Genomic DNA, 22,513 nt, shown 5'->3' with positions numbered 1-22,513 from the left:
GCGACCCCGACATGACCCAGCCCCCCGATCCCCCCGCACCGGACCTGCCCCCCGCCGCCGCGCGTGCCCTTGCGCGCAGCCCGGCGCAGGCGTTCTGGCACGGCGCGGTGCAATCCTCGCCCTTTCTGCTGGTGATCCTGCCCTTTGCGCTGCTGTTTGGGGTCGTGGCCACCGATGCGGGCATGGATCTGGCGCAGACCATGGGCTTTTCGGTGCTGGTGCTGGCGGGGGCGTCGCAGTTCACCGCCGTGCAACTGCTGTCGGATCACGTCCCGGCGGTTCTGGTGATCGTGTCGGCCCTGGCGGTGAACCTGCGGATGGCGATGTATTCGGCATCCATGGTGCCCTGGCTGGGGGCCGCCACCATGCGCGAGCGGATGGCCGTGGCCTATCTGCTGATCGACCAGACCTATGCCCTGTCGATCCAGCATTACGAGCTGCACCCAAGGCTAAGCCTGCGCCAAAGGCTGAGCTATTTCCTTGGCACCGCGCTTGTCATGTGCCTGCCGTGGATGGTGTTCACATGGATCGGAGCGACCATCGGGCGGGCGATCCCGGCCAGCATCCCGTTGGATTTCGCGGTGCCGATCACCTTTATGGCGATGATCGCGCCAATGCTGCGCACGCCTGCGCAACTGGCCGCCTGCACCGTCGCCGTCATCGCCGGGCTGGCCTTTGCCGGGCTGCCCAACGGGCTTGGCCTGCTGATCGCCGCGCCCCTGGGCATGGCGGCGGGTGCATGGGTGGACATCCGAACCGAAAGGCGCGCAGGATGAGCGATCTGAGCATCTGGGCCGTCATCCTTGTGACCGGCATCGGCACGTTTCTGCTGCGGTTTTCGTTTCTGGGGGCCTTGGGGCGGCGCAGTATGCCGCCGATGGTGCTGCGGCTGCTGCGCTTCACGCCGGTTGCGGTGCTGCCTGCGCTGTCGGCACCCTTGGTTGTGTGGCCCGCCGCGACCGGGGGCCATACCGACCCGGCGCGCCTGACCGCCGCCATCGTGACGGTGGCGGTCGGGATTCTGACCCGCAACGTGCTGGCCGCGATCCTTGCGGGCGCGACCACGCTGGGGCTGATGGTTTATCTGGTCTGAAACCGCGCGCGATAGCCGGTATAGTTGCCGTCGCGCTGCTGGATCAGCACATCGTGGTTATTCGCCGGATCGCCGTCATAGTGGCGTTTCGACTGCACCCCCGGCAGCGTCATGAACCATTCGCGCAGCTTGAGCGGGGCAAAGCCGGTCGGCGCGCCGGCAAAGCCGGGCGTGTCGCGCAGCACCTGACCGCTGGCTACGGCGCAGAACGCCTTGTTCACCGCGCCCTGCTGTTCGGCCCGCGCGATGGCCCGGTCGGCAACCTCGCGGCTGACAAAGACGGTATCTTCGGCCACCCAATAGGTGCTGCGGGCGTGGTAATCTATGTAGAAGTTCTTGAAGTTCGGCGTAATCCCATACAGCACATCGTTACGCTCGGGGATATTCGGATGCTGCCAGCTGCCTGCCGGGTCAAAGATCACCCGCTGGCTGCCGTTAATCATCAATGCGGAATGCCCGCCCTCGCCACGCGGAATGCCGATGACGGTGAACAGGGTGATCGACGGCGGCTCGTCCGAGGTATAGCGCGCGGCGCGCACCCGCTCATCAGGTGCCCAGATGCGTTCGGCACCACAGGCGGCAACAAGAAACGGCAGGCCCGCGGCCAGAAAGAAACGACGCTGCATGGAATCGGATCAGGCGTTGGCCAGGGCCATGAAGATCAGGACGACCGTGGCAATAATCACGGTCCAGACGCAAAAGCGCATAAATCCGTGAAAAGTGCGCTGCTGTTCGCGGATGTCCATTTCGCCGATCGTGTGGGTCGTCACGTCATCTTGGGCCATGCCTGTTCCTCCGGGTGTTGGCTGGTTTCGGGATAGCGGATGCGCAACCTCATGTCACGCCCCACAGCACGGCACCATCCCTTTCGCCGAGCGGCTGTGCCCGTCCGGTGACGGCCAGCCGGTTCAGATGGGCCACCGCCTCGACCAGAGCGAGGCCGTATTCCCCTGCCCCGATCTCGCGCCGATACAGGGCCGGGAAACACTCGGCGGCGCTGCGCGGGCGGTCGGCCAGCGCGGCGGCCAGACGGTCCAGCGCGCGTTCGTGGTTCTGCGTCATCTGCACCAGCCGCAGCGGCAGGCCGCTAAAGGGCAGCTTGTGCCCCGGCAGCACCAGATGGCCGGGCCGCGCCAAGGCGGACAGGCGGTGACAGGCGGCCAGCCAGTCGCCCACCGGGTCGGCGTCGGGTTCGGTCGGATAGACGCCAAGGTTGGGCGAGATGCCGGGCAGCAACTGATCGCCGCCGATGACCAGATCATCCGACAGCGACCACAGCGTGACATGTTCGGGCGCATGGCCGTCACCCATGGCCACACGCCAGTCGCGCCCGCCAAAGCGGAGCTGCTGCCCCTCGGTCAGGCGGGTATAGCCCAGCGGCAGCGGATGCACCGTATCGGCAAAGTTGAACGGGCGCTGCCCCGCGCGTTCGGCCAGCAGCGCGGCAGGCATCCCGGCGCGACGCCAGAAGGCCAGCGTTTCAGGCGGCGGGCGGTCCTGTTCGTCCAGCACCAGCATCCGCGCCATCAGCCATGCGGTGCGGCTGGTCCACAGCGACGCCCCCTGTGCCATGAACCAGCCCGCAAGGCCGATGTGGTCGGGATGGTGATGCGTGGCGATGACCCGGCGCACCGGCCGCCCGGCCAAGGGACCGGCCAGCGCCGTGTCCCAGATGGCGCGGCTGCGGCCGGTGTCAAAGCCGGTGTCGATCACTGTCCAGCCACCGCCCTCTGCCGCATCATCGGCAAAGGCAAAGACGTTGACGTGATCCAGCGCCATCGGCAGCGGCAGGCGCAGCCACAGCACGCCATCGGCGATCTGCACCGCCTGCCCCGGCGCGGGCGGATCGGGCCACGGGTGGCTGATGCCGGGAGGTTCGCGCGTCTCGGGCAGGTTCACGCCGGGGCTGCCCCGGCCAGAGCCTCGTCGGGGATCGCGTCCAGATCGGCGACACCGGCGCGGGCCTCGGCCAGATCGGCGTGCATCCGGGGCAAGACCCGGCTGATATAGACGCGGGCCAGCTTGCGTTCCGCCTCGCCCCCGTTTTCGGCGGCGCGGATGTGGTAAACCGCGCCCAGCACCCGCGCAAAGGCGTGCAGATAGGGCACCGCCCCGGCAAAGCGGTCGGACATGCCCGAATCGAGCATGGCCTGCGTGCCCTCGCGCAGCGCCTCGGTCGCCTGCCAGACCAGATCGGCCATTTCGGGGCAGATCGCATGTGCCTTGCGGGCGTCATCCCCCGCCTCGTCCAGCAGGCGCAGTGCTGCATCGCCGCCATCGGCCAGCTTGCGGCCCACAAGGTCCATCGCCTGAATGCCGTTGGTGCCTTCGTAGATCGGCGTGATCCGCACATCGCGCAGATATTGGGCGGCGCCGGTTTCCTCGATATAGCCCATGCCGCCGTGGACCTGCACACCGGCATCGGCCACGCGGCAACCGACATCGGTGCCGTAAGCCTTGGCAATCGGCGTCAGAAAGGCGGCGCGGGCGGCCCAATCGTCGTCGCCGGTGGCGCGGGCCATATCAATCGCCGTGGCGCAGGCCAGACAGAGGGCGCGGGCGGCAAACACCTCGGCCCGCGCGGTGGCCAGCATCCGGCGCACATCGGGATGGCCGATGATCGGCCCCATCTGGTTGCGGTCCTGCGCATAGGCGACGGCCTGTTGCAGCGCCGCCTCGGCCACGCCGACGCCTTGCGTGCCAACCCCCAGACGGGCAGCGTTCATCATGGTGAACATGGCGGCCATACCCTTGTGTTCCTCGCCCACCAGCCAGCCTTTGGCGCCGTCAAAGGACATCACGCACGTCGGGCTGCCATGGATGCCCAGCTTGTGTTCCAGCGAGACGACATGCAGGCTGTTGCGGGCGCCCGGATCGCCGTTTTCATCAGGGATGAATTTCGGCACCATGAACAGACTGATGCCACGAGTGCCGGGCGCGGCATCGGGCAGGCGAGCCAGCACCAGATGGCAGACATTGGCGGTCACATCGCTGTCGCCCCAGGTGATAAAGATCTTTTGCCCGGTCACGCGATAGGTGCCGTCGCCCGCCGGTTCCGCCCGCGTGGTCAGCGCCCCCACATCGCTGCCGGCCTGCGGCTCGGTCAGGTTCATGCTGCCGGACCAGTCGCCGCTGGTCAGGCGCGGCAGATACAGCGCCTTGAGTTCGTCGCTGGCGTGATGTTCCAGCGCCTCGATCTGGCCCTGCGTCAGCAGCGGGTTCAGTTGCAGCGCAAGGCAGGCCCCCGACATCATGTCGGCCACCGCCGTATTCAGCGCCTGCGGCAGGCCCATGCCGCCATATTCGGGATCGGCCGACAGCCCGACCCAGCCGCCTTCGGCAATGGCGCGGAACCCCTCGGCATAGCCCGGCGAGGATCGCAGCACACCGTTTTCCAGCCGCGCCGGGGTCAGATCGCCGTTGCGGTTCAGCGGCGCGATGACGTTGCTGGTCAGCTTGCCCGCCTCGGAGAGGATGGCGCTGACGGTTTCGGGCGTCGCCTCGGCATAGCGGTCGGTGTCGGCCAGACGCCCGAACGGCACCACATGATTCAGGATGAACGCGATCTGTTCGACCGGAGCGCGATAAGCCATGATTTCCCCCCTTATATCAGGTGCGGCTTGGCAAAGATTACCCGCACGATTATCTGATCGTTTTCGCATATCCCTTGACTTCGCAAGCCCCCACAGACCGGAACTCTACGTCACCGATGCAAACACAGCGCCTGACAGCCGACCCGCAAGGGGTTTCCGCCGCCGCAAGACTGCTGGCCGGGGGATACCCGGTGGCGATCCCGACCGAGACGGTTTACGGGCTGGCCGCCGATGCCCGCAATGGTGCGGCGGTGGCGGCGGTCTATGCGGCCAAGGGGCGGCCCGCCTTCAACCCGCTGATCCTGCATGTCGCCGATCTGGCGGCGGCGCGGGCACTGGTCGATCTGCCGGATGCGGCCGAGGCTTTGGCCGCCGCCTTTTGGCCTGGTGCGCTGACGCTGGTGGCGCCGCTGCGGGCCGATGCGGGGGTGGCGTCTTTGGTAACGGCGGGGCTGACCACGGCGGCCGTGCGGGTGCCCGCGCATCCGGTGGCGCAGGCGGTTCTGCGCGCCTTTGGCGGGCCTTTGGCCGCGCCCTCGGCCAATGTCTCGGGGCGGGTCAGCCCGACGACGGCGGATCATGTGCTGGCCCCCCGCGCCGGGCTGGGCGGGCGGATCGCGGCGGTTCTGGACGGCGGCCCCTGCCCGGTCGGGGTGGAATCGACGATCATCGGCTGGGACGGCACGCAGCCGGTGCTGATGCGCCCCGGCGGCGTCGCGGCAGAGGCAATCGAGGCGCTTCTGGCCAGCCCGCTGCGGCGCGGACCAGACCCCGCCAGCCCGCAGGCTCCGGGGCAATTGGCCAGCCATTACGCCCCGCAAGCGGCGGTTCGGCTGAACGCCGAAACCGCGCGAACGGGCGAGGTTTACATCGGTTTTGGCAGCGACGGCCCGTTGAGCCTGTCGCCCGGCGGTGATCTGGCCGAGGCGGCGGCGCGCCTGTTCGACGTGCTGCGCCGCGCCGATGAGCTGGGTCAGCCAATCGCCGTTGCGCCGGTGCCGGAACATGGTTTGGGCGCAGCGATCAACGACCGGCTGCGGCGCGCGGCGGCACCGCGGTAAGTGGGGGTTTCACACCCCCACACCCCCGTGGGATATTTAGGGACCAAAGATGCCTGTCAGGCGTAGCGGGTGGTGAAATTGGCGAGGATCTGGCCTGATGTTTCGGTTTGGGCCTCTGCGATGGCGGCGGTCAGGGCATCGGCTGTATCCGGCGGGAAATAGCCCTTGTTGCGATAGATGCGGATGCGCAGGGCAAAGCTGTTGCCATCGGATTCGGGGTGGAACTGTGTGGCGTAGATGTTTTGCCGGTGGCGGATCATCTGGAACGGGCAGGCATCGCCCGCCAGCAGATGCGCGGTGTCGGCGGGCAGGTGTTCCAGCGCCTCTTTATGGCCGACGAGGGCGGTGAATTGCTGCGGCAGGCCGTTTAGCAGCGGCTCGGTGGCGGCCTGTGGTGTCTGGCGGACGGTGACGGCCCCGACCGCTTCGCCGTAGCGGGATTTGCCCACCGGCGCATTCAGCGCGCGGCCAAGGATGCCGATGCCATAGCAGCAGCCCAGAAACGGGAAATCCGCCGCGATCACCTGCGGCATCAGCGACAGGATCGCCGCTTCGATCCGGGCCTCGGTCGGGGTTTTCTGTGTGGGCGGGTCGGATACGCAGCCGGGGCCGCCGCCGACGATCAGGCCCGCGTAATCGTGCAGGATCAGCGTGGCGGGCAGGCTGTCGCGGTCCAGCCGGATGCGGCGGGTCTGATCGGCGCGCAACCGGCCCCGGCGCAGGATCGAGGCGTATTCTTCGTCGGCGGCCTCGTCCTCGGGGCGGAGTTGCAGGATCAGGAACGGCTTCATCAGATCCCCGCCAGAACCGCCGCCATGGCCAGCACCGCCGGCATTGTTTGCACCAGCAGGATACGGCGGCTGACGGTGGCCGCGCCGAACAGCCCGGCGACCGCCACGCAGGTCAGGAAGAACAGCACCACGCCCTGATCGCCGCGCCACAGCCCCCAGATCAGCCCTGCCGCCAGAAAGCCGTTATACAGCCCCTGATTGGCCGCCATGACCCGCGTTCTGGCCGCGAAATCGGCATCCAGCCCGCCAAATGTGGCGCGGGTGCGCGGGGCCTGCCAGCGGAACATTTCAAGCCACAGGATATACAGGTGCAGCGCCGCGATCAGCCCCGTCAGCACCGTGCCGATCATGCGGCGGGCATCCGCGATTCCACCATGCCCGCATACCAGCTGGAGCCAAAGGGGATCGCCTCGTCGCTGAAGTTATAGGCCGGGTGATGCACCATCGCCGTATCGCCGTTGCCGACAAAGATATACGCGCCGGGCCGCGATTCCAGCATATAGCTGAAATCCTCGCCGCCCATCATCGGGTCGATATTCGTGTCCACCTCGGGCGAGATGCTGCGCGCGACGGCGACGGCATAGTTGGTTTCCGCCGGGTGGTTGCGCGTGACCGGATAGCCGCGATGGTAATCGACCACGGCGCTTGCCCCGAAGGCGGCGGCGGTATGGGTGGCGACGCGGGTGATCCCCTGTTCCAGCAGGTCGCGGATGTCGTCATCCAGGCTGCGGGCGGTGCCCTTGATCTTGACCACCTGCGGGATCACGTTATGCGCCGTGGAATCGGTGGTCACGACGCAGGCCGAGACCACGCCGTTCTTCAGCGGATCGACATTGCGCGACACGATGGATTGCAGCGCGGTGATGATATGCGCCGTCACCACTACCGTATCGACCACCTCTTGCGGTTTGGCGGCGTGGCCGCCCTTGCCGGTCACGGTGATCTCGAACTGGTCGGCGGCGGCCATGATCCCGCCTTCGCGGATGGCAAAGCTGCCGACCGGGATGCCGGGCATATTGTGCATCCCGTAGTATTCCTGAATGCCCCAACGCTCGGTCAGCCCGTCCTGAATCATCGCCAGACCGCCGGCGCCACCTTCTTCGGCGGGCTGAAAGACCACCACGGCGGTGCCGTCGAAATTTCTGGTTTCCGCCAGATACCTGGCCGCGCCCAGCAACATGGCGGTGTGGCCGTCATGGCCGCAGGCGTGCATCTTGCCCGGCGTTTTCGAGGCATATTCCAGCCCGGTCTGTTCGTTGATCGGCAGCGCGTCCATATCGGCGCGCAGGCCGATGACGCGGCCCTGCGTATCGCTGCGGCCCCGGATCACGCCGACGACGCCGGTCTGGCCGATGCCCGTCGTCACCTCGTCGCAGCCGAATTCGCGCAGCAACTCTGCCACGCGGTCGGCGGTGCGGTGGACGTCATATTGCAATTCGGGGTGTTCGTGAAAGTCGCGGCGCCAGGCGGTGATCTCGGGCAGCAGTTCGGCGAAGCGGTTTTTGATCGGCATGATGGGGACTCCTTCAGGGGGAAAGGTATGGCAGCGAGGGGCGTTGCGCAACGGGGCGCGCGTTGCACGGGCCGGGCGCGGCAACGCCGATGCCGCAATCGCCAGCAAATGCCGGGTTCAGGGCGGCACAACCCGTGCACAGCGCGTGCACCGCCTGTGCACAAACCGTGCACAACCTGTCGCGCGCTCATGGTTAACGGGGCGTTAACCCGTGCCGGGCAGGATGCCGCCATCAGACCAGGGGGGCGGATCATGGCGATCAGCAAAGCCGAAGCGGCGCGGCGGCAGAATTACCACTATATGGCCGATGCCATGCGGATGCTGGAATGGGACCTGCACAACACCCTGCTGACGCAGATGCGCATTCCCGCCGAATGGCACGAGATCGCCCGCGACAAGGGGCCGGGCAAGACCCGCCGCGTCACCATCCGGCTGGACGAGGACATCGTGCGCTTTTTCCAGTCGATGGGCGCGAACTGGCAGCCGCGGATGAACCGGGTGCTGTCGGTCTGGATGCACGCCCGTCTGGCCGGGCTGATCGGCGGGGCCGAGACGATGGACTATCTGCGCCGCACCGAGGACGACCCGATGAATTTCGACGGCCCGCGCCCGTGGTGGGCCGACGAGCCGCGCGAGATGGTCGCCGCCGGCCTGAGCGAGGACATGGCCTGGAGCGGCAGCGGCAAGGGCGTGCCGCTGGGCGAGGAAAGCAGCGAGATGGCACGGTTCAAGGCCGAGGGACGGGTGCGGCTGGCACGGATGCGCGAGGGGCGGGGGTGATTTGTTAAATATTATCAGCTATCACGAACTGAAGACACCAGCCATTGGGAACAGAATCAGTGTTAAACGCGATCTTACGCAGCAAATCTGGAAGACTGCGGGTCGGCGACGAAATTTCGATCAGTTGGCGCGAGCTTTTCCGTGCAAATGAAGATCTGGTATCAGCCACAATTTTGGAACGTCTTAGCTATTTAACCCCTGCAACAGCTTGGACTTTGCTGGTCGAGGCTGCATCAGGACAATTGCCGTTCTACCGCACAGCGCAACTGAACGGGATCGATTTTTGGCCAATATGGGCCACAGATAACAGGCAACGCGGCGTCGAGCCGGATGCTTTCATCCAGCTGGAACTGGGCGATCCGGCAATAAAAATGCATATCATCGTCGAAGCCAAGCGCGGTGGGCATCAGAATCTTGGGCAATGGGCCAATGAGATCGGCGGCTGGGTTGAAAATACCGATGATGAAATGCCTGACCATCTGGTTCTGCTGGCTTTGGGCGGGAACGCCGATACGCGCCAGAGAGACGAGATGCGACAGCAATTCCTGTCTTCCATGCGCGCGCATCATAGCAGGCTGCCAAAGCTGAGTTTGGCAATGATCGAATGGCACGACATCGCCCGCGCCTGCACCGTCCTGACGGCGCTGCCGGATCACGAAAAGCGTATTGTCGCGGACATCGCAGAGGGCCTGGCGTTATGCGGTCACTATCACTTGGTGACACCCCGGCAACTGGAGAAGTTAAAGCCGCTGAGGTTCCCGGATGCTTCGCTTAATAAACTAACAGCAATAAACGAACGCATCGCCAGACAGAGTGCAGGCCATGACTGAAGTCGATTATGAAACCCTGTTGACGGATGTGCGTCAGGCATGGCGCATCGTGGTGGCTTATCAGAAACGTGTCTTGTTTCTTCTGCAAGAAATAGAAGCGGGCTTTCCCGAGTTGGCAGCCTCGTCATGGGAGCCTGGTCTCTATGCACGCCCCCCTCGCGGCCAGACTCAACCTTGGAAAAAATGGGCATGGGACGGCTTGTCGTATTTCGCCACAATCAATTGGTTTACACTGCCTGACACCAGAAAATGGGACGCATTTCCCCCCGGAAACTGGTTTATTGTTACGCGCATCATCGCAGACGATGGCTATCATGCGGCTTACAAAAACAAAGCAGGATCGATTTACGGCCCCGACCCGGCACAGATGCCGCCAGCAGATACCAGTAAGAGCTATTTGGAACTCATGGTCTATAAGGCAGGGAAGGATGTGGAGCAGGGCCTGACGCCGTATAAGATATGGAAAAGCGACCCTTATGACAATGATGCGGAAACCGGAGTATGGGTTCCCCTTGGCAACAGCGCAACCCGGCGAATTTGGTGGGATGTTTCCCTTGCCGATTTGTTCACCGAAACCGGAACAGCCGATTTTATCTTAAAGGTGAGGGAGGAGCTAAAAAAGGAAGGGGTAATCAAGGCTGCCCCCTAACACCCTCACCCTTCCACCAAAACCTTATGCCCCGGCGCGATCTCGTGATAGACGGATGGTGCCGGTTGGTAATCCAGCGGGTGGATGGGCGATGGAATGGGCCGGAAGTTCAGGTCTTCGCTGATTTTCTTTTGGCGGGGGTCGGCGACGGGGACGGCGCTCATCAACTGGCGGGTATAGGAATGCTGCGGGTTTTCGAAAACCTGCTGGCGGGTGCCGATTTCGACGATGCGGCCCAGATACATGACCGCGACCTGATGGCTGACCCGTTCGACCACGGCCATGTCGTGGCTGATGAACAGCATGGAGATGCCAAGGTCTTGCTGTAGCTCCATCAGCAGGTTCAGCACCTGCGCCTGAACGGATACGTCCAGCGCCGATACGGCCTCGTCGGCGATAATCAGTTTCGGGTTCAGGGCCAGCGCGCGGGCGATGGCGATGCGCTGGCGCTGGCCGCCCGACATTTCATGCGGATAGCGGCGCATGAAGTGGCGCGGCAGCTCGACCCGGTCGAACAGGGCGGCGATGCGATCCTCGCGTTCGCTGCGGGTGCCGATGCCGAAATTGCGCATCGGCTCGGCCACCTGGTCGAACAGCTTCATATGCGGGTCGAGGCTGGCGAACGGGTCTTGAAAGATCATCTGCATGTCGCGGCGGGCACGGCGCAGCGCGCCCGGCGACAGGGCGCGAATGTCGGTGCCATCCAGGTCGATGCTGCCCGATTCGGGTTCCACCAGCCGCAGGATCGAGCGCCCGCAGGTGGATTTGCCGCAGCCCGATTCGCCGACCAGCGACAGGGTTTCGCCGCCGTTCAGGGTGAAGGACACGTCCTCGACCGCGTGGACCCGCGCGACGGTGCGGCGCAGGATGCCGCCCTTGACGGCAAAGCGGGTGACAAGGTTTTTCACCGTCAGCAGCGGTTTCGGGTCGGCCACGATGATCGGGCGCGGCGCGGCCCCCTCGTCGCGCATCAGGCGCATGGGTTCGGGCGCGGGCCTGCCGCGCATCTCGCCCAGACGGGGGACGGCGGCCAGCAGCATCTTGGTGTAATCTTCGCGTGGGTTTTCAAAGATTTGCGCGACAGGGCCTTCCTCGACCTTATTGCCGCGGAACATCACCACCACGCGGTCGGCCATCTGCGCCACAACCGCCATGTCATGGGTGATGAACAGCACCGCCATGCCGTTTTCGCGTTTCAGCCGGTCGATCAGCGCAAGGATTTCCGCCTGAATCGTCACGTCCAGCGCGGTGGTGGGTTCGTCGCAGATCAGCAGGCGCGGCTCGCAGGCCATGGCCATGGCGATCACGACACGCTGCCGCATCCCGCCCGACAGCTCGTGCGGATACTGGTTCAGCCGCCGTTCGGGTTCGGGGATGCGGACCTCGCGCAAGATCTCCAGCGCGCGGGCGCGGGCCTGCGCGCGCGACATGCCGCGATGGACGATCAGCCCCTCGGTCAACTGGTCGCCGACGGTGAAAACCGGGTTCAGCGCGGTCATCGGCTCTTGAAAGATCATGCCGATCTGGTTGCCGCGAATGTCGCGCATGGTGCCGCTGCCCTGACGGGCGATGTCGATGGGCGCGCCGTCGCCCCGGTCGAACATCAGCCGCCCGCCCGCGATCTGCCCGCCGCCGAACTCGACCAGACGCATCAGCGCCAGCGAGGACACCGACTTGCCCGACCCCGATTCGCCCACGACGCAGACACATTCGCCGGGCTTGATGTCAAAGGAAATGTCGTTGACGCCCACCACGACGCCATCGTTGGTTTCAAACTCGACCCGCAGATTGCTGATGGAAACGAGGGGTTTGCTGTCCAGCATCTGCGGTTTCCTTTTTATTTACCGGGACCATGCGATAGTGCAGGCTAAAGCGATTGTTGCGGATGTCAAAGCGCGATCTTGGAGGCGGATGATGCGGTTCTGGGCACTGATCGGGATGTTGATGATGCCGGCACCCGTGCTGGCGGCGGGGGCAGAGCTGCCGCCGGTGCCGCCAGCGATGGATTGCGCCGCGCTGGCGCAACAGGATTTCAGCACGGCCGGGGCGCCGGCAACCATCACCAGCGCCGCCGAATCGCAGGTCGATGGCCACAGGATGTGCGTGGTCGAGGGGGTGATCTCGCCGCGTGTGCAGTTCCGGGTGCAGATGCCGGTCAGCGGCTGGACTCAGCGTTATCTGCAAACCGGCTGCGGCGGGCTGTGCGGGCGGCTGGGCATCGAATCGCCACAGCGCGACTGCCCGGCGATCACGAATGGCGAATTTGCCATGGCATCGACCGATATGGGGCATGACACCTCGGGCGGGCTGTGGGCGGCCAGCGATATGCAGCTGCGGGTCGATTTCGGCTATCGCGCCGTGCATGTGACCAGCGTGACCGCAAAACGCATCATCGCCGCCTATTACGGGCAGGACCCGCGGTTTTCCTATTTCAGCGGCTGTTCCGACGGCGGACGCGAGGCGCTGATGGCGGCGCAGCGTTACCCCGGCGATTTCGACGGCATCGCGGCGGGGGCGGCGGCGCTGAACTTTTTGGTGCAGAACAGCTTCTATCACGCATGGAACGCGGATGTCGTGCAACCGCTGTCCGACGACCCAAGCCTGAGCGCGGATGACCTGCCAGTGCTGCATCAGGCCGCGCTGGATGCCTGCGACACGCGCGACGGTGTGCAGGACGGGCTGATCTCTGACCCGTTCGGCTGCGATTTCGACCCGCTGACGCTGGCCGGAAACGGGCTGTCCGACAGGGCGGCGCAGGCGGCGGCTGACCTGTATCGCGGCCCCCATGACGGCGATCAGCGGCTGGTCGTGGGCGCGCTGCTGCCGGGGTCGGAACTGAACTGGGCCGGTGTCGCGGTGGCCGGTCCGCCCCCCGGCGGGCTGGCCAAGGCGCAGGCACAGGATGACAGCGCCGCAACCCCGGCAATGGACCAGATCGTGACCTCGGCCCCGGCGGGCGGGCGCTTTGCCATGTCGCCGATGGCGGCATCCGACATGATCCCCGGCATGGCCTATACCACCCCCTTCGACCCCAATTGGACGCTGACGGATTTCACCTTCACCACCGCGCAGCTTGAACTGATGCGGCCCATGCACGCCATCTATGACGCGACGAATCCCGATATCTCCGCCTTTGCCGACCGGGGCGGCAAGCTGATCGTCTGGCACGGGCTGGCCGATCCGCATATCTCGCCCGCCAATTCCGTCGCCTGGGTGCAGGCGGTGCGCGCGCTTGGCGGCGACAGCATGGACGACAGCCTGCGCCTGTTCCTGATCCCCGGCATGGGCCATTGCAGCGGAGGGCAGGGGCTGACCAGCATCGACGTCATGTCGCCGCTGATGGATTGGGTGGAAAACGGCACCGCCCCCGACCGGCTGATCGCATCCGCCGATGATGCCGCGGCGCAGGCGGGTCAGGGCCGCAGCCTGTTCCCCTTCCCCGCCACAGCCACCTTGCGGCAAGGCGGCAATGCCGACACCCCGGCCGACTGGCACCCCGGCGCCGATATGCAGGTCGCCCCGGCGCTGTGGCAAAACTGGGCGGGTGCCGATTATTTCCGCCCCGGTTTTCAGCAGGACTGCGGCTTTGAAGGGTTAAACTTTGTCTGCCGCCCACACCAACCCTGACGCAAACCCCATCTTTGGTCCCCAAATATCCTCGGGGGGTCCGGGGGGCGAAGCGCCCCCGGCGGTCGCGGGACGCAATAATCCTCTTGCCAAGGGGGGAAATGGGCCGGAAACTGTCTGCATTCCGCCCGGTCAAGAGGCGGGGCAAACAGACGGACGGGGAACCTTACAACATGCAGCGACCGCGCCTGTTCCCCTGCCCGTTCCCGGTCATCCAACAGGAGGAAAAGGCAATCATGAAGATCAGAACAGCCCTGATGGGCGCCGCGGCCTCGCTGGCGCTGGCACCTGCGGCCATGGCCGAACGCGGCAGCGACGGGCAGGTGAACATCATCATGTGGCAGGCGCCCTCGACGATGAACGCCTATCTGTCGGGCGGCACCAAGGAAATCATCGCCGCCAGCATGACGCTGGAACCGCTGGCCAGCTTTACCCCCGCGGGCGAGTTGGTGCCGCGTCTGGCCGCCGAAATTCCGACGCTGGAAAACGGCGGCATTTCCGAAGACCTGACCACCCTCACCTGGAAACTGCGCGAGGGCATCAAATGGTCGGACGGTTCGGATTTCACCGCCGATGATGTGGTCTTTACCGCGCAATATTGTATGCACCCCGAAGGCGGCTGCGCGCAATTGTCGAAATTCGAGGGCATCGCCAGCGTCGAGGCGGTGGACCCGCTGACCGTCCGCGTCACCTTTACCGCCCCGCGCCCCGATCCGTTTTCGGCCTTTGTCGCCGGGCAGTCGCCGATCATCCAGAAGGCGCAGTTCGAAAACTGCATCGGTGCGGCGGCCCCCACCTGCACCGATCAGAACTTCAGGCCCATCGGCACCGGCCCGTTCCGCGTCACCGATTTCCGCACCAATGATGTGATCTCGTTCGAAGCGAATCCCGAATACCGCGACCCGGCCAAGCCCGCCTTTGCGACGCTGGTGATGAAGGGCGGCGGCGATGCGGCTTCGGCCGCGCGCTCGGTTCTGGAATCGGGCGAGTTCGACTATGCGTGGAACACGATGCTGGCCCCCGACGTGCTGGCCAGCATGGAGGGCGCGGGCCGGGGCAAGGTCGATGCCGCCTTCGGCAGCCTGCTGGAACGGCTGGAAGTGAACCTGACCGACCCGTCATCCTCGCTGCCCGAGGGTGAACGCTCGACCCGCGCGCATCCGCATCCGATCCTGTCGGACGCGCGCGTGCGCGAGGCGCTGTCCAAGGCCATCGACCGCGAAATGCTGGTGGAAATCGGCTATGGTCCCGCCGGTCAGGTGACGTGCAATCTGGTCCCCGCCCCCGAGGCATGGGCATCCGACAACACCGGCTGCGCCACGCAGGACATCGAGGGCGCCAGGGCGCTGCTGGACGAAGCGGGCTGGACGGTCGGCGGCGACGGCATCCGCGAAAAGGACGGGGTCAAGCTGCGGCTGCTGTTCCAGACCTCGGTCAATGCCGTGCGGCAGGATTTTCAGGCGCTGATCAAACAGTGGTGGTCGGAAATCGGCGTCGATGCCGAACTGAAGGTCGTCGATGCCTCGGTGTTCTTTGGCAGCGATCCGGGCAGCCCGGACACGTTCCAGAAATTCTATGCCGATGTGCAGATGTATGCCAACAACTTTGAAGGCGGGAACCCCGAACCCTATCTGGCGAAATACACCTGCGATCAGGCCCCCGGCCCCGCAAACCAGTGGCAGGGCGAAAACATCAACCGCTTTTGCGACCCCGCCTATGATGAGATGGTCGCGCGCATGACCCAGATCACCGACGCGACCGAGCGCGCCACCCTGGGCCGGCAGATGAACGACATGCTGACCAAGGACAGCTTCACGGTGATTCCGCTGGTCTATCGCGGCACCGCATCCGCCTATCTGAACAGCCTTGGCGGGGTCGAACTGAACGCCTGGGATACCGAGCTGTGGAACGTCGCCGACTGGTATCGCATCAAGGAATAATCCGATACTGACACCGGGCCGGCCCTGCGCGCGGGGCCGGTTCACCCTGATTTCAGAAAGGTTTTCACATGCGTCGCCTGTCCGTCCTAATGTCCACGCTGTGCCTGTTCCCCGCCGCCCCCGCTTTGGCCGAACGGGGTGACGCCGGGGATCTGCGGGTGATCTATTGGCAGGCGTCCTCGACGCTGAACCCTTACCTGTCCACCTCGGGCAAGGATGTGGACCCGGCCTCGCTGGCGCTGGAGCCGCTGGCGGGCATCGACGGCGAGGGCAACCTGTTCCCGCGTCTGGCCGCCGAGGTTCCCACCGTCGCCAATGGCGGCATCGCGCCCGACCACAGCGCGATCACATGGCGGCTGAAGCCGGGGCTGGTCTGGTCGGATGGCAGCCCGGTGACGGCTGCGGATGTGAAATTCACCGCCGATTATTGCATGGCCGAAGGGTTCGGCTGCGCCGTCGCCGCGCGCTTTCAGGGCATTTCCAGCGTCGAGGTGGTGGACGATCTGACCGTGACCATCCATTTCGACAGCCCGAAATTCGCGCCTTATCAAGCCTTTGTCGGCTCGCGCGTGCCGGTGTTGCAGGCGGCGCAGTTTGCGGATTGCCTTGGCCCGGCAGGCGCGGCCTGCACGGCGCAGAACTTTGCCCCCATCGGCACCGGCCCCTTTGTGGTGACAGATTTCCGCCCCAATGACGTGGCCACGTTCGAGGCGAACCCGAATTACCGCGACGCCGCCCTGCCCCGCTTTGCCCGCGTCATCGTCAAGGGCGGCGGCGATCCGGCGGGCGCGGCGCGTGCCGTGCTGGAAACCGGCGAATATGATTTCGGCTGGAACCTGATGCTGGCGCCGGAAATTCTGGCGCAGATGGAGCAGGCCGGGCGCGGCCAGACCTTTGCCAGTTTCGGCACCATGGTCGAGCGGATCGAGCTGAACCAGACCGACCCCTCGGCCGATCTGGGGGCCGAGCGATCCACGCTGGCGCATCCGCATCCGTTCCTGACCGATCCGGCCGTGCGCGCCGCGCTGTCGATGGCGATCGACCGGGAATTGCTGGTGGAAATCGGCTATGGTATGGCGGGCCGGGCGACCTGCAACATCGTGCCCGCCCCCGCCGCCTTTGTATCCGACAACACCGGCTGTCTGACGCAGGACATTGCGGGCGCCAATGCCTTGCTGGATCAGGCCGGCTGGCTGCCCGGTCCGGACGGCATCCGGCAAAAGGACGGGGTGCGGCTGCATGTGCTGTTCCAATCCTCGGCCAGTCAGGTGCGGCAGGATATTCAGGCGCTGGTCAAGCAATGGTGGCGCGAGATCGGCGTGGAAACCGATCTGAAGGTGGTCGATGGCAGCGTGTTCTTTGGCGGCGATCCGGCCAGCCCGGACACGATCCAGAAACTGTTCGCCGATGTGCAGATGTATACCAACAGCTTTGACAACCCCGACCCCGAGGCGTTCATGGGCAACCTGACCTGCGCCCGCATCCCCAGCCCGGAAAACCAGTGGCAGGGCAACAACTTTGCCCGGTTCTGCGAAACCGCCTATGACGAGGGTGTGGCCAGACTGCGCCAGACCGCCGACCCCGACGAACGCGCGGCGCTGGTGAAAATGCTGAACGACATGCCGACGAAAGACAGCAACATCCTGATTCCGCTGGTTTATCGCGGCATGGTATCGGGCCATGTCAACAGCCTGACCGGGGTGCAGCCGAACGCTTGGGAAAGCGATCTGTGGAACATCCAGGACTGGAACCGCAGCGAATGATCCGGGGCGCGTGACATGCTGAACTTTGCCATCCGCCGCGCCTTGCTGGCGATTCCGACGCTGCTGTTCATCTCGCTGGTGATCTTTCTGCTGCTTGAGGCATCGCCCGGCAGCCCCCTGGGCGACATCCCCCTGACCGTCCCGCCCGAGGTCCGCGCCCGCATGATCGCCGCGCTGGGGCTGAACGATCCGTGGTATGTGCGTTATCTGCTGTGGCTGCGGCAGTTTTTCTGGGTCGAGCCGCTGCACTGGATCGACCAGCTGACCGGCACCGCATTTGCAGCGGGTGAACAGCGGATCATCAGCTTTCAATCGCGCAGCCCGGTGTTCGACGTAATCGCGCAACGCCTGCCGCAAACGCTGACCGTGGTGGGCATGTCCTATCTGATCGGGGTGCTGATCGCGATTCCCATCGGGATCATCTCGGCCTATCGGCAATATTCGTGGTTCGACCAGATCGGCACATTCGTGTCGATGGTCGGCTTTTCGATGCCGACCTTTTTCACCGGGGTGGTGCTGATCGTGGTGTTCGCGGTGAACCTGCAATGGTTCCCGATGATCTATGACACCACCCATCGCGTCACCGACTGGAACAGTTTCGTCGTGCAGGTGCGGCAGATGGTGATGCCGGTGACGGTGCTGGCGCTGTATAACGCGGCGCAGATCAGCCGCTATATGCGCGCCTCGATGCTGAACAATCTCAGCCAGGATTACGTCCGCACCGCCCGCGCCAAGGGTCTGTCGGAATGGCGGGTGGTGCTGAAACATGTGCTGCGCAACAGCCTGATCCCGGTGGTGACGGTGATCGCGCTTGGCCTGCCCGCCGTGTTCGGCGGCGCCATCATCACCGAGCAGGTGTTCAAGGTGAACGGGCTGGGGCAGTTGCTGATTATGTCGATCCACGCCAACGACATCCCGATGGTGATGACGCTGACCTTCATCTTTGCGATCCTGATCGTAACCTTTACCCTGATCGCCGACATTCTGTATGGCGTGCTTGACCCGCGGATCCGCTATGACTGACGCCCCCCGCACGCCCCCCGGCCCCGAACAGGAAACCGCGCTGGCCAGTGCCGCCAATGCCGCCGCAACCAGCGCCCTGCCACCCGATGCGCCGGTGGCCGCCGCTTCGGAAACCCGCAGCCAGTGGCGCGACGTCTGGCGGCAGTTCCGACGCAGCCGGGGCGCGATGATCGCGCTGGTGCTGTTCATCGGCATTCTGCTGTTCGTGTCGGTCGGGCCGTATATCTGGACCATTGACCCGACCTATGTGGACATCCGCGCCCGCAACTCGGGCTTTAGCGCCGCGCACCCCCTGGGCACCGATCAGCTTGGCCGCGACATGCTGGCGCGGCTGATGTTCGGCGGGCGGGTGTCCATTGCCGTCGGGCTGACGGCGATGGTGCTGGCGATCACGCTGGGGTCGCTGATCGGCGTGCTGTCGGGCTATTTCCGCCGGCTTGACGCGCCGCTGATGCGGGTGACCGAACTGTTCCTTGCCCTGCCGCTGCTGCCCTTGCTGCTGCTGATGGTGACGCTGTTCCGCGAGCCGCTGTCCAAGAACTTTGGCTCGGCCATGGGGATATTCCTGCTGATCGTCAGCGCCATCGGCGCGACAAGCTGGATGCAGTCGGCCCGCATCGTGCGCGGCGAGGTTCTGGCCCTGAAAGAACGCGAGTTCATTCTGGCCGCAAGGTCCATCGGCACCTCGCCCGCCGCGATGATCCGCCGCCATATCCTGCCCAACGTGCTGTCTCCGATCATGGTCGCCGCGACGCTGGGCATCGCCACCGCGATCATCACCGAATCGGCGCTGTCCTTTCTGGGCCTCGGCTTTCCGCCGGATTTCCCGACATGGGGGCGGCTGCTGAACGATGCGGTGGATCAGATGCAGATGTATCCGGCGCGGGTGATCCTGCCGGGCATCCTGATTTCGATGACGGTGCTGTGCGTGAACTATATCGGCGACGGCCTGCGCGACGCCATGGACCCACGGATCAGAGGGCGCTGAGGGCGGCGCAGCACAGGCCGGGCGACCGCCCTGCCCTGCGCGCCCCAGGCCCGACGAAAAAAGCCGCCCCAAAGGACGGCCCGCTTGAATGGAAAAGGCCGGGTTTCCCCGGCCGGTTTCTTATTCTTTTTCTTCGATGATGACCGCCAGATGCGGGATCGAGTTCACCATGCCGCGGATCGCAGGGGTATCTTCCAGCTCGCGCGTGCGGTGCATCTTGTTCAGGCCCAGACCTTTCAGCGTAGCGCGCTGGATGGCGGGGCGGCGGATCGGCGAGCCGATCTGCTTGACGACGATGGTTTTAGCCATTCTTGCCTCTCCTTACGCTTCGACCGCTTCGGCGGGCTTGTCCGAGGGCAGGATGTCGGCCACCTTCTTGCCGCGACGCTGCGCGACCGAACGGGGGCTGGCTTCCTTGGTCAGGCCGTCGATGGTGGCGCGGATCATGTTGTAGGGGTTCTGCGAACCCAGCGATTTCGCCACAACGTCCTGAACGCCCAGCATTTCGAACACGGCGCGCATCGGACCACCGGCGATGATCCCGGTCCCCGGAACGGCGGTGCGCATCACGACCTTACCAGCGCCGTGGCGGCCTTCCATGTCGTGGTGCAGCGTGCGGCCATCGCGCAGCGGCACGCGGACCAGACTGCGCTTCGCCTGTTCGGTCGCCTTGCGGATCGCTTCGGGCACTTCTTTGGCTTTACCTTTGCCAAAGCCGACACGACCACGCTGATCGCCAACCACGACAAGCGCGGCAAAGCCAAAGCGCTTACCACCCTTGACGGTTTTCGACACGCGGTTGATCGCAACCAGACGATCGGCGAATTCCGGGGTTTCTTCGCGCTCGCGACGGTCGTCGCGGCGATCCCGGCGGTTTTCACGTTCTGCCATAAGGCATCCTTTTCAAAAGTGGCGCGCGCGGCGCCGTTTTAGCCGATCCATGGTGGAATGCCCGACAAAGCAGACATCCCCCGGATCATCGGGGGGGCGCGAACGCCACCCGCAGAAATCAGAACTTCAGCCCGCCTTCACGCGCTGCGTCGGCCAAAGCCTTGATTTTCCCGTGGAACAGGAAACCACCGCGGTCGAACACAACGTTCTCGACGCCCGCCTGCTTGGCGCGCTCGGCGATGGCTGCGCCTATTTTGGCGGCAGCTTCGACGTTGTTCTTGCCAACAACGCCCAGATCCTTTTCCAGCGAGCTGGCCGAAGCCAGCGTCACGCCCTTGGCATCGTCGATGACCTGCACCGAGATGTTCTTGGACGAACGGTGAACCGACAGACGCGGGCGGCCATCGGCCGTTTTCCGCAGTTTGTTCCGAACGCGCAGGCGGCGCTTCTGGAACAGCTCTTGCTTTTTCAGTGCCATATCATGCGCCCCTTACTTCTTCTTGCCTTCCTTGCGGAAGACATACTCGCCCTTGTAGCGGATGCCCTTGCCTTTATACGGCTCGGGACGACGCCACTCGCGGATGTTTGCCGCAACCTGACCGACCAGCTGCTGGTCGATGCCTTCGACGATGATTTCGGTCTGCTTGGGCGCGGTGATCGTCACCCCGTCCGGCGTTTCGAAGTTCACGTCGTGGCTGTAGCCAAGCGCCAGTTTCAGGGTTTTGCCCTGCATGGTGGCACGATAGCCAACACCCTGGATTTCCAGCTCTTTCTTGAAACCTTCCGACACACCGACGGTCAGGTTTTCAATCATCGAGCGGGTCATCCCCCACTGCTGGCGCGCGCGCTTGGACTGGCCGCGCGGCTTGACGCTGACAGCGCCTTCTTCCAGCACCAGATCCACGTCATCGGTCGCGGTAAAGCTGCGCGAGCCTTTAGGGCCTTTGACCTCAATGGTCTGGCCCTTGATCTCGGCCGTCACGCCTTTCGGCAGTTCGACAGGCCGTTTACCAATACGAGACATTGCGGCCCCCTTAGAATACGGTGCAGAGGACTTCGCCGCCAACATTGGCGTTGCGAGCCGCTGCATCCGACATGACGCCTTTCGGCGTGGACACGATCGAGACACCCAGACCCTGGCGGACCTGCGGAATTTCCTTGGCGCCGGCATACACACGACGGCCCGGCTTGGACACGCGCGACAATTCGCGGATGACCGGCTGGCCTTCGAAGTATTTCAGGCTGATTTCCAGTTCCTTATGGCCGGTGGCCACAGTCACTTCTTCATAGCCGCGGATGTAACCTTCGGCTTTCAGCACATCCAGCACCCAGGCGCGCAGCTTGGAAGCGGGGGTGCGAACGGTCGATTTGCCGCGCATCTGTGCGTTGCGGATGCGGGTCAGCATATCGCCGAGAGGATCGTTCATCGACATGTTTGCCCCCTTACCAGCTGGATTTGACCATGCCGGGGATCTGACCGAACGAGCCAAGCTCGCGCAGCATGATCCGCGACAGTTTCAGTTTGCGGTAATACGCATGCGGACGGCCGGTCAGCTGGCACCGGTTGTGCAGGCGTGTCGCCGAAGAGTTGCGCGGCAGTTCAGCCAGTTTCAGGCTGGCCTTGAAACGCTCTTCCATCGGCTTGGACTGGTCGTGAATGATCTCGTTCAGAGCGGCGCGCTTGGCGGCGTATTTCTGAACCAGTTTCTCGCGCTTTTTCTCGCGCTCAATCATGGATTTTTTAGCCATATCAATATCCTCGCGCGATCAGCTGTTGAACGGCATGTTGAAGTGCTTCAGCAGCGACTTCGCCTCGGCGTCGGTTTTCGCGGTAGTGCAGATGATGATGTCCATCCCCAGCACTTCGTCCACCTTGTCGAAGTTAATCTCGGGGAACACGATGTGTTCCTTGAGACCCATGGCGTAGTTGCCGCGGCCATCAAACGCCGTGCCTTTCACGCCGCGGAAGTC

The 22,513-nt window shown here is 64.6% G+C and carries 25 protein-coding genes and 1 pseudogene; 11 read left to right on the top strand and 15 right to left on the bottom strand.

All coding sequences use genetic code 11. From position 1 onward, the window contains the following. The first annotated feature begins 11 nt into the window (after positions 1–11). Both Q4G14_RS06060 and Q4G14_RS06055 read left to right on the top strand, forming a co-directional pair. A complete protein-coding gene (locus Q4G14_RS06060; protein WP_303360840.1) occupies positions 12–776 on the top strand; it encodes an AzlC family ABC transporter permease in 765 nt (254 codons plus the stop codon). Beyond that, positions 773–1,093 (top strand): AzlD domain-containing protein, encoded by a 321-nt coding sequence (locus tag Q4G14_RS06055; protein WP_303360839.1) that lies wholly within the window; start codon positions 773–775, stop codon positions 1,091–1,093. Before Q4G14_RS06060 ends, Q4G14_RS06055 begins: the two co-directional genes overlap by 4 nt. Here the strand turns inward: Q4G14_RS06055 and Q4G14_RS06050 are convergent. The 4 genes from Q4G14_RS06050 to Q4G14_RS06035 are packed head-to-tail and all read right to left on the bottom strand — an operon-like array spanning position 1,081 to position 4,686. After that, entirely contained in the window at positions 1,081–1,719 is a 639-nt protein-coding gene (locus Q4G14_RS06050; protein WP_303360838.1) for a hypothetical protein, read from the bottom strand. The genes Q4G14_RS06055 and Q4G14_RS06050 overlap by 13 nt on opposite strands. Positions 1,720–1,728: 9 nt before the next feature. Further along, positions 1,729–1,878, bottom strand: coding sequence for an aa3-type cytochrome c oxidase subunit IV (locus Q4G14_RS06045; RefSeq protein WP_303360837.1), 150 nt, complete (start codon positions 1,876–1,878; stop codon positions 1,729–1,731). A gap of 49 nt (positions 1,879–1,927) precedes the next feature. Next, entirely contained in the window at positions 1,928–2,986 is a 1,059-nt protein-coding gene (locus tag Q4G14_RS06040) for an MBL fold metallo-hydrolase (RefSeq protein WP_303360938.1), read from the bottom strand. A 2-nt stretch (positions 2,987–2,988) separates the two neighbouring features. Continuing rightward, a complete protein-coding gene (locus Q4G14_RS06035; RefSeq protein ID WP_303360836.1) occupies positions 2,989–4,686 on the bottom strand; it encodes an acyl-CoA dehydrogenase in 1,698 nt (565 codons plus the stop codon). 116 nt (positions 4,687–4,802) lie between these two features. Here Q4G14_RS06035 and Q4G14_RS06030 point away from each other — a divergent pair, with 116 nt between their 5' ends. Further along, positions 4,803–5,747, top strand: coding sequence for an L-threonylcarbamoyladenylate synthase (locus tag Q4G14_RS06030; protein ID WP_303360835.1), 945 nt, complete (start codon positions 4,803–4,805; stop codon positions 5,745–5,747). A 56-nt stretch (positions 5,748–5,803) separates the two neighbouring features. Here the strand turns inward: Q4G14_RS06030 and Q4G14_RS06025 are convergent, their stop codons facing one another. From Q4G14_RS06025 to Q4G14_RS06015, 3 genes are read right to left on the bottom strand one after another with little or no spacing between them, the layout of a single operon-like run. Then, complete coding sequence (locus tag Q4G14_RS06025; RefSeq protein WP_303360834.1) at positions 5,804–6,538, bottom strand: glutamine amidotransferase; 735 nt, start codon at positions 6,536–6,538, stop codon at positions 5,804–5,806. Continuing rightward, complete coding sequence (locus Q4G14_RS06020; protein ID WP_303360833.1) at positions 6,538–6,888, bottom strand: DUF1304 domain-containing protein; 351 nt, start codon at positions 6,886–6,888, stop codon at positions 6,538–6,540. Before Q4G14_RS06020 ends, Q4G14_RS06025 begins: the two co-directional genes overlap by 1 nt. Further along, a complete protein-coding gene (locus Q4G14_RS06015; protein WP_303360832.1) occupies positions 6,885–8,051 on the bottom strand; it encodes a M20 aminoacylase family protein in 1,167 nt (388 codons plus the stop codon). The genes Q4G14_RS06020 and Q4G14_RS06015 overlap by 4 nt, the downstream gene beginning before the upstream one ends. Before the next feature lie 252 nt (positions 8,052–8,303). Here Q4G14_RS06015 and Q4G14_RS06010 point away from each other — a divergent pair, with 252 nt between their 5' ends. From Q4G14_RS06010 to Q4G14_RS06000, 3 genes are read left to right on the top strand one after another with little or no spacing between them, the layout of a single operon-like run. Continuing rightward, complete coding sequence (locus tag Q4G14_RS06010) at positions 8,304–8,831, top strand: BrnA antitoxin family protein (RefSeq protein ID WP_303360831.1); 528 nt, start codon at positions 8,304–8,306, stop codon at positions 8,829–8,831. 59 nt (positions 8,832–8,890) lie between these two features. Then, the gene (locus Q4G14_RS06005) at positions 8,891–9,661 is read left to right on the top strand and encodes a hypothetical protein (protein WP_303360830.1); all 771 of its coding nucleotides are present in this window, start codon (positions 8,891–8,893) and stop codon (positions 9,659–9,661) included. Next, a complete protein-coding gene (locus tag Q4G14_RS06000) occupies positions 9,654–10,310 on the top strand; it encodes a hypothetical protein (RefSeq protein WP_303360829.1) in 657 nt (218 codons plus the stop codon). Before Q4G14_RS06005 ends, Q4G14_RS06000 begins: the two co-directional genes overlap by 8 nt. A gap of 5 nt (positions 10,311–10,315) precedes the next feature. Here the strand turns inward: Q4G14_RS06000 and Q4G14_RS05995 are convergent, their stop codons facing one another. Further along, the gene (locus tag Q4G14_RS05995; RefSeq protein ID WP_303360828.1) at positions 10,316–12,133 is read right to left on the bottom strand and encodes an ABC transporter ATP-binding protein; all 1,818 of its coding nucleotides are present in this window, start codon (positions 12,131–12,133) and stop codon (positions 10,316–10,318) included. A gap of 88 nt (positions 12,134–12,221) precedes the next feature. On the opposite strand from Q4G14_RS05995, the gene Q4G14_RS05990 reads away from it, so the two are divergent. From Q4G14_RS05990 to Q4G14_RS05970, 5 genes are all read left to right on the top strand, one after another. Beyond that, a complete protein-coding gene (locus Q4G14_RS05990) occupies positions 12,222–13,937 on the top strand; it encodes a tannase/feruloyl esterase family alpha/beta hydrolase (RefSeq protein WP_303360827.1) in 1,716 nt (571 codons plus the stop codon). Positions 13,938–14,173: 236 nt separating this feature from the next. Continuing rightward, entirely contained in the window at positions 14,174–15,877 is a 1,704-nt protein-coding gene (locus Q4G14_RS05985) for a peptide ABC transporter substrate-binding protein (RefSeq protein WP_303360826.1), read from the top strand. A gap of 68 nt (positions 15,878–15,945) precedes the next feature. After that, complete coding sequence (locus Q4G14_RS05980; RefSeq protein ID WP_303360825.1) at positions 15,946–17,640, top strand: peptide ABC transporter substrate-binding protein; 1,695 nt, start codon at positions 15,946–15,948, stop codon at positions 17,638–17,640. Positions 17,641–17,655: 15 nt separating this feature from the next. After that, a complete protein-coding gene (locus Q4G14_RS05975) occupies positions 17,656–18,663 on the top strand; it encodes an ABC transporter permease (RefSeq protein ID WP_303360824.1) in 1,008 nt (335 codons plus the stop codon). Further along, positions 18,656–19,651 (top strand): ABC transporter permease, encoded by a 996-nt coding sequence (locus Q4G14_RS05970; protein ID WP_303360823.1) that lies wholly within the window; start codon positions 18,656–18,658, stop codon positions 19,649–19,651. Before Q4G14_RS05975 ends, Q4G14_RS05970 begins: the two co-directional genes overlap by 8 nt. A gap of 120 nt (positions 19,652–19,771) precedes the next feature. On the opposite strand, the gene rpmD is transcribed toward Q4G14_RS05970, so the two are convergent. The 7 genes and pseudogenes from rpmD to Q4G14_RS05935 form a co-directional block, all read right to left on the bottom strand. After that, positions 19,772–19,960: a 50S ribosomal protein L30 gene (gene rpmD, locus Q4G14_RS05965; RefSeq protein WP_303360822.1), complete on the bottom strand. Its 189-nt coding sequence runs from the start codon at positions 19,958–19,960 to the stop codon at positions 19,772–19,774. A 12-nt stretch (positions 19,961–19,972) separates the two neighbouring features. Then, positions 19,973–20,542, bottom strand: coding sequence for a 30S ribosomal protein S5 (gene rpsE / locus Q4G14_RS05960; RefSeq protein WP_303360821.1), 570 nt, complete (start codon positions 20,540–20,542; stop codon positions 19,973–19,975). Positions 20,543–20,660: 118 nt separating this feature from the next. Beyond that, positions 20,661–21,020 carry a 50S ribosomal protein L18 gene (gene rplR / locus Q4G14_RS05955; RefSeq protein WP_303360820.1) on the bottom strand — a complete coding sequence of 120 codons (360 nt, stop codon included), beginning with the start codon at positions 21,018–21,020 and terminating at the stop codon, positions 20,661–20,663. A gap of 12 nt (positions 21,021–21,032) precedes the next feature. Then, positions 21,033–21,566 carry a 50S ribosomal protein L6 gene (gene rplF, locus Q4G14_RS05950; protein ID WP_303360819.1) on the bottom strand — a complete coding sequence of 178 codons (534 nt, stop codon included), beginning with the start codon at positions 21,564–21,566 and terminating at the stop codon, positions 21,033–21,035. Positions 21,567–21,576: 10 nt separating this feature from the next. Next, on the bottom strand, positions 21,577–21,975 hold the full coding sequence (gene rpsH / locus Q4G14_RS05945) for a 30S ribosomal protein S8 (protein WP_303343005.1): 399 nt from the start codon (positions 21,973–21,975) through the stop codon (positions 21,577–21,579). 10 nt (positions 21,976–21,985) lie between these two features. Then, positions 21,986–22,291 carry a 30S ribosomal protein S14 gene (rpsN, locus tag Q4G14_RS05940; protein WP_303360818.1) on the bottom strand — a complete coding sequence of 102 codons (306 nt, stop codon included), beginning with the start codon at positions 22,289–22,291 and terminating at the stop codon, positions 21,986–21,988. 18 nt (positions 22,292–22,309) lie between these two features. Beyond that, a pseudogene (locus Q4G14_RS05935) lies at positions 22,310–22,513 on the bottom strand (50S ribosomal protein L5); the annotation flags it as partial.

It is taken from the genome of Paracoccus sp. (in: a-proteobacteria) (genome assembly GCF_030538755.1).
In the GTDB taxonomy this organism is placed as follows: Bacteria; Pseudomonadota; Alphaproteobacteria; order Rhodobacterales; family Rhodobacteraceae; genus Paracoccus.
This window is presented reverse-complemented; position numbering and strand designations above follow the sequence as displayed.